This window comes from Streptomyces sp. NPDC057638, assembly GCF_042800315.1.
GTDB lineage: Bacteria > Actinomycetota > Actinomycetes > Streptomycetales > Streptomycetaceae > Streptomyces.
This window is the reverse complement of sequence record NZ_JBHVHF010000389.1, coordinates 1-6273: the sequence shown is the minus strand read 5'-3', so window position 1 is coordinate 6273 and position 6273 is coordinate 1. Positions and strand designations below refer to the sequence as shown.

Annotated in this window: 3 protein-coding genes; 2 read left to right on the top strand and 1 reads right to left on the bottom strand. The window is 71.9% G+C overall.

The window, feature by feature from the left end:
• Together ACFVIM_RS31570 and ACFVIM_RS31565 are read left to right on the top strand one after the other, a co-directional pair.
• Positions 1–4174: hypothetical protein (locus ACFVIM_RS31570; RefSeq protein WP_384308711.1), on the top strand; the 4174-nt coding region annotated here is incomplete at its 5' end.
• A 17-nt stretch (positions 4175–4191) separates the two neighbouring features.
• Positions 4192–4839: a hypothetical protein gene (locus ACFVIM_RS31565; protein WP_384308709.1), complete on the top strand. Its 648-nt coding sequence runs from the start codon at positions 4192–4194 to the stop codon at positions 4837–4839.
• Positions 4840–5038: 199 nt separating this feature from the next.
• On the opposite strand, the gene ACFVIM_RS31560 is transcribed toward ACFVIM_RS31565, so the two are convergent.
• Positions 5039–5995, bottom strand: coding sequence for a polysaccharide deacetylase family protein (locus tag ACFVIM_RS31560; RefSeq protein ID WP_384308706.1), 957 nt, complete (start codon positions 5993–5995; stop codon positions 5039–5041).
• Between the last annotated feature and the right edge of the window lie 278 nt (positions 5996–6273).

Genomic DNA, 6273 nt, shown 5'->3' with positions numbered 1-6273 from the left:
GGATGACGAGGTCGCGCAGGGCAAGGCCGCGAACGCGGAGAAGATGGACGCGGCCACGCCGAAGGAGTTCGACAAGGACGCGTTCGTCCGGGCGGTCGAGAAGGCCGTCGCGGACAAGGCGCCGAAGAATCTGGACGAGGCGGACAAGTTCGCCGACTCCGGGAAGGCCGACGAGGTACGGGGGGAGGTGCGGGGGCAGGTCGGCTCCGGCAAGGCGGACTCGGCCGAGGAGATCGCGACCACCACCGCCGCGCCGCCCGACACCTCCGCCGCCGTGCCCAAGGAGGTCGTCCCGCTCACTCCCGACCAGCCCCCGGGCGCCCCGGGCGCGCCCGATCCCGGCCAGGCGGTGCCGGACAAGCTGCCCGCCTCCGCCACGGATCTGTCGGCCGGTCCGGCCGATGTCAACCGGACGATGGCGGAGGCCCAGGTCACCGAGGGCCAGTTACGGAAGTCCAACGAGCCGTCGTTCACCGGGGCGCTCGGCGAGAAGAAGGCGGCTGAGCAGCACTCCCGTACCGCCCCGAGTCAGATGCGGGCGCACGAACGGGGCGAGCTGAGCGCCGCCACCGCGCGGGCCAAGGGCCTCGGGGTCGCCGCCATGGGGGCGATGGGCGCGAGCCGGGCGGGCACGGGCCGGGCCGTGGATGGGGGCAAGTCGGGCGCCAAGGGCCGGGACGAGGAGAAGCGCGCCCAGGTCACCGCCGTACTCCAGACCGTCTTCGACACCCTGCAGAAGGACGTCCAGGGGATCCTGGACGGGCTGGACAAGACGGTGGACGACCAGTTCACCCGGCTGGAGAAGGAGGCCAGGGACGCCTTCACCGCGCAGCACCAGCGCGACATGGACGCGTACAAGGACCGCCGTTACTCCGGGTTCACCGGCAAGTTGCGCTGGGTCAAGGACAAGTTCGCGGGGCTGCCCGCCGAGGCCGACCGGATCTTCGAGGCGGCCCGGGACACCTACGTACGCCGGATGCGCCAGGTCATCTCCACCATCGCCGACACCATCGGCACCGAGCTGGGCCGGGCCAAGCGCCGTATCGCGCAGGGGAAGACCGAGATGGCGGCCGCCGTACGGGCGCTCCCCGCCGATCTGCGCGCGCTGGGCCAGCAGGCGGCGGCCGAGTTCACCGACCGGTTCGACGAGCTGTCCCGGACGGTGGACGACAAGGGCACCCAACTGGTCGACACCCTGGCCACCAAGTACAGCGACGCGCTCAAGGCCGTGGACGAGGAGATCGCGGCGGAGAAGGAGAAGAACAAGGGGCTGGTGGCCAAGGCCATCGACGCGGTCAAGGCCGTCATCAACACCATCCTCGAACTCAAGCGGATGCTGATGGCCGTCCTCGCCAAGGCCGCGCAAGCGGTGCTGTTGATCCTCAAGGACCCGGTCGGGTTCCTGCGCAATCTGGTGGCGGCCGTCGGCGCCGGGCTGCGGCAGTTCCTGCGCAACATCGGCCGCCATCTGCAACAGGGCATCCTGTCGTGGCTGCTCGGCCGGACGGCGGAGGCGGGCCTGGAGGTGCCCGCGAAGTTCGACACCCCGGGTGTGCTGCGGATGCTCGCCGGGCTGCTCGGACTGACCTGGCAGTCGATCCGCGCCCGGATCGTGGGCAGGGTCCCCGGCATGGAACCGGCGCTCACGGCCGCCGAGACCTCGGTGCCCCTGGTCGCGGAGGTGCGCAAGCGCGGGGTCGCCGGGATGTGGGACGAGCTGCGCGGCCGCGTGGGTGATCTGCGCAAGGAGCTGCTCGACAAGGTCATCGCCTATGTGACGCCGACCATCGTGGTGGCCGGGATCATGTGGATCATCTCGCTGCTCAATCCGGCGTCCGCGTTCGTCCGCGCGGTGAAGCTGATCATCGACATCGTGCGGTTCGTGGTCACCCAGGCGCGGCAGATCTTCGAGTTCGTCAACGCGGTCCTCGACGCGGTCATCGCCATCGCCCGTGGTGGCGCGGGCGGCGCCCCCGCCCTGGTCGAACGCGCCCTGGCCCGCTCGATCCCCGTTCTCCTCGGCGTCCTCGCGGCGATCCTGGGCGTCGGCGGTATCGCGGGCCGGGTCCGCCAGATCGTGCAGCGGATGTCCGCGCCGGTCAACCGGGCGGTGGACGGGGTCATCAACAAGATCACGGGGCTGGTACGGCGGCTGTGGGCCCGGATCCGGCCCACGGGCGACCGGCGGAAGCCGACCGTGCCCCGGCGCCCGGCACCCGGCGCGCCGAAGCGGCCAGGGGCCGTGCGCAGGCCCGGTCGTCGGCGTCCTGGAGACCGCCCCGGAGACCGCCCCCGGAAGCGGGACCGGCGTCGCCGCAAGGACCGGAAGCGGCAGCCGGACCGGCGGAAGGATCCGCGCCGCCGCGAGGACCGGCGCTCCCCGCAGGAGAAGCGGAACGCCCTGGACGCCGCCCTCCGCGCGGCGAAACGGCTCATCGGCGCGGAGGACGCGACGGTCAAGTCCGTATGGCGCGGGCTGCCGGGGATCAAGCGCCAGTACCGGCTCGCCTCGATCCAGCTGGTCAAGTCGGGCAAGCTCCACCGCATCAGACTGACGGTCAACCCCGGCGGCGAGACCCAGGCGGAGAACCTCGGGTTCCGCTACAAGATCGGCCCGGCGACCTCGACCGCACACGCCAAGATCATCGCAGTGGGCGAGCCGCGCAACCGGCTGCACACCGTCCTCCACCCCATGAAGGATCCCCACCCGAGGGGCTATGTCGTCACCATGGCGGCGATTCCCCGCGAGGTGACCGGCAACCCGCGGATCGCCGCCCGGTATCTCACCGAGGCGTGGACGGGCTCGCAGGAGCAGCGGGTGGCCGCCGCGCGGACCGCCGTCGTCATCGGCGTCAACGCCGTCGAACCCCTCGACCAGTCGGCCAGCCCGGAACGCGGCCGTCCGCCGGTCGAGCGGGCAGTCTCCGACATCATGGCGCCGGACCATCTCCTCATGGTCGCCTTCGGCTTCCTGTGGACGCCCACCTGGGTCAAGGCCGAGGACGGCAAGAAGGTCGCGCTCAGCAAGGTGCGCACGGAGTACAACCGCCTCAAGGGCTCTCCCGACGAGCAGAGGGCCGCGCGGGAGGCCGAGGAGGAGGGCCTGCGCGACCGGAGCGCGATCCCCTACGGAACCATCAAGGGTCACGTCTTCACCTCGGGTCATGTCGAAGCGGCGATGAGGAAGCTGGCGGAGGTCAACGCACAGGTCTACAAGTTGAGCCAGGACGCCGACGGCGGCCTCATCACCCTCGGCGGCACGGGGCTGATCGCCCAGTACAACGCGTTCCTCGCCACCGTCGAGGACGACGCGACGATGGTCATCGGCGGCTACCACTTCGGGGAGTTCGACTGGGGCCCGAACGCCGCGCCCCGCAACGTCCAGCTCACCCAGCTCGCGAACGCGATCGACCGGGCGATCCGCGCCGCCATCGCCCGGCACGCCCCCGAGGGGCTGTACCCCACCGAACCCAACCTGTTGGCCAAGCTCTGGGACGCACGGGACGAGAAGAAGGTGTACGACCTCTTCGCCCTGATGCGCCAGCAGACCAGCGCCGCGGACCGCCGCCGGCCCTACGGAGGAGTCGGCGGCGGCGAGGGGCGCCGCTTCAGGAACTGGATGAACCGAGTCCTCGGCTCCGCCTTCTCGATGAGGCACGGACGGGGCACGGCCATCGAGTCGGACCCCAGGCTGGGCACCGACCGGGGCTTCGAGATCACCCCGGACGCCATCGAGCGCGCCCGTCACCCGGCGAACCCGCTCACCGGCCAGGCCCAGTCCATGGCGAACCCGCACACCGCGACCCAGGAACTCACCGGGGGAACCATCCCCGGGCTCGGACGCGCCCAGATGGGGACGGTCAACCAGGTCTTCCGGCACGTCCAGGCCGTCATCCGGCTGATGACCGACAACCCGGAGCTGACCGTGGCGGACGCCAGCATCAAGGAGCACATCGACGCGGTGACGAACCTGCTCCGCGACGAACGGACGCTGATGGCCGAGGCGCCCCCCACCGCCGGCTCCCAGCAGACCCACGACGCCCTGGGAAGGCTGGAGGCCATGGCCCATGACATCATCGGCGCGCTGACAGCGCCCGAACTCACCAGGAGCTGGACCCGACTGCGCGACCTGGCCCGGGAGATCCTGGCGGAGAAGGCGAAACGGAAGAAGTAAGCAAAGGGGACGGGTAAGTGAACGACGGTGCGCTCCCACAACTGCGGACCCAGGCATCGCGCGATGACTACGCCTCGATGGCGAGGCTGGCACGCGCTCTGCACGAGACCGGTCTGAGCACCCGGGAGGTGCTGCGCGAGTGCTACGCGGTCGATCTCCCGCAGGAGTTCTTCGCCCTCGCCGAGGACGGTCCCTGGCGGCTGGGACTGATGATCACCAACCAGCCCTGGCGCCTCACCGTCCCCCTGGAGCGGGGTGGCCCCAACCCCGAACCGACCTCCCGGAACTCCATCGAGCGCCGCCTCCTCGCCCTCGACCCCGATCTGCTGCCCCTGCTCCACCTGCGGCTGAGCGACGAGGCGCCGATCGAGATGCTGCCGGTGATCTGCTACCGGTTCTCCGAACTCCGGGAGCGGCGTACGACGGTCTTCGTCGTTCCCGGGGTGGCCGACCACCCCGACGAGATCGGTCGCACCGGCGACTCGCTGCTGGATGTCCTCCACGCGTTCCAGATCGCGGACGTACGCGGACTGGAGGAGGAGTTCGAGCATCCGGCCAACTGGGGCATCGGTGAGGTACAGCAAACGCATCTGGACGGCGCCCGCGAGATGCTCGCACGGATCGACCGGCTCAGGAGCGAGGTCGCGTCGTACGAGGGCTGGTGAGCGTTCTCGTACCGTTCCGTCGTACGAGGACGGGTGGGCCCGCTCGCCCCGTTCCGTCGTACGAGGACGGGTGGGCCCGCTCGCCCCGTTCCGTCGGAGGGTGGTGGGCCCGGAGGCGAGCGCGGGACGGCCGGTGCGCGCCGACCGGCCCCGGAGCCCTGAGGGGCGCAGCGGCCCCGAACGCCCGTCACCTCCGCGGTCAGCGTCTCGGCACCGTCAGCGTGTACCCGTCCGCCAGCAGCTTGGGCAGATAGTTCCGCAGCGCCACGACGCTCTGCGAGCGGTCGCCGCCCGCGTCGTGGTTGAGCACCACCACGCCCGGACCGGCGCCCGCCAGGACCCGGCTGACGATCGCGCCCGCGCCCGGTTCCATCCAGTCCAGGGTGTCCAGCGTCCAGCCCAGGGGCTCCATGCCCAGGGACGCCCCGATCTCGAAGGAGTGCCGGTTCCAGGCTCCGAAGGGCGCCCGGTACCAGAGCGGGGGCGCCCCCAGGACCTGTTCCACGATCGTGCTGGTACTGCCCAGTTCGCCCCGGACTCCGGACCGTGACAGCCGGGGGATCAGCGGATGGGACCAGGTGTGGTTGCCGACGACGTGTCCGCCGTCGGCGATCTCCCGCAGCAGGTCGGGGTACTGCTCGACCATCTCGCCGCAGACGAAGAACATCGCGCGCACGTCGTAGCGGCGCAGGGTGTTGAGGATTCTCGGGGTGTAGTGGGGGTCGGGCCCGTCGTCGAAGGTCAGCACCATCGTGCGGCCGGTCTCGGGGAGGCTCAGGAAGGGGTGGCGGCGGACCGGGGGCAGGGCTCGCCGGGCGGCCGTGGGGGTGTACTCCGTCATCGGTTGCAGCCGGTAGGCCGTGCCGCGCACTCCGGTGGACCGGGCGGCGGCCTGGGCCGCCGGGGGCCCGGCCGCCCCGCTTCCGGTGCTCCGGGCGGCTCCGCCGTGGGCGATTCCGTCCGGGGCCGCGCCAGGGACCCCGGCGCTACCCGTACCGGCGCCGGAGCCCGCTCCCGCCCCCGTACCGCCGCCCGCGTCGGGGGACGGGCTCCGCAGGCTCTCGGTGACGAGGAGGCCCGCCGTGGCGGCCAGGGTCGCGAACGCGGTGGCGCGGAGCACCGAGCGGCGGCCGGGCGCCGTCTGATCCTTCTCCATGAGGACTTGCTCGCACGGCGGCACCGTCTGTCAGCAGATCAACACACCGGTCGGGGCGGGTGGGCCGGGGACAAACACCCGGGAGGGGCAGTGGCGGTGGGCCGGTTGGCCCAGCCCATCCGTGACCTGCGGGGAGAGGCAGAGGAGGGCGATGAGCCGACCGGTCGCCGGGGTCGGGGGGCCGGGCCGACCGCCTGCCGCAGCCGGGCAGGGCCATGAGCCGACCGGTCGCGCACCGGGGCAGGGGGCCGGGACCGCAGCCCCACGGCCCCCTGCCC

Coding starts and splice junctions, on each gene's coding strand:
- ACFVIM_RS31560 (WP_384308706.1), bottom strand. CDS start 5,995: ATGGAGAAGGATCAGACGGCGCCCGGCCGCCGCTCGGTGCTCCGCGCC.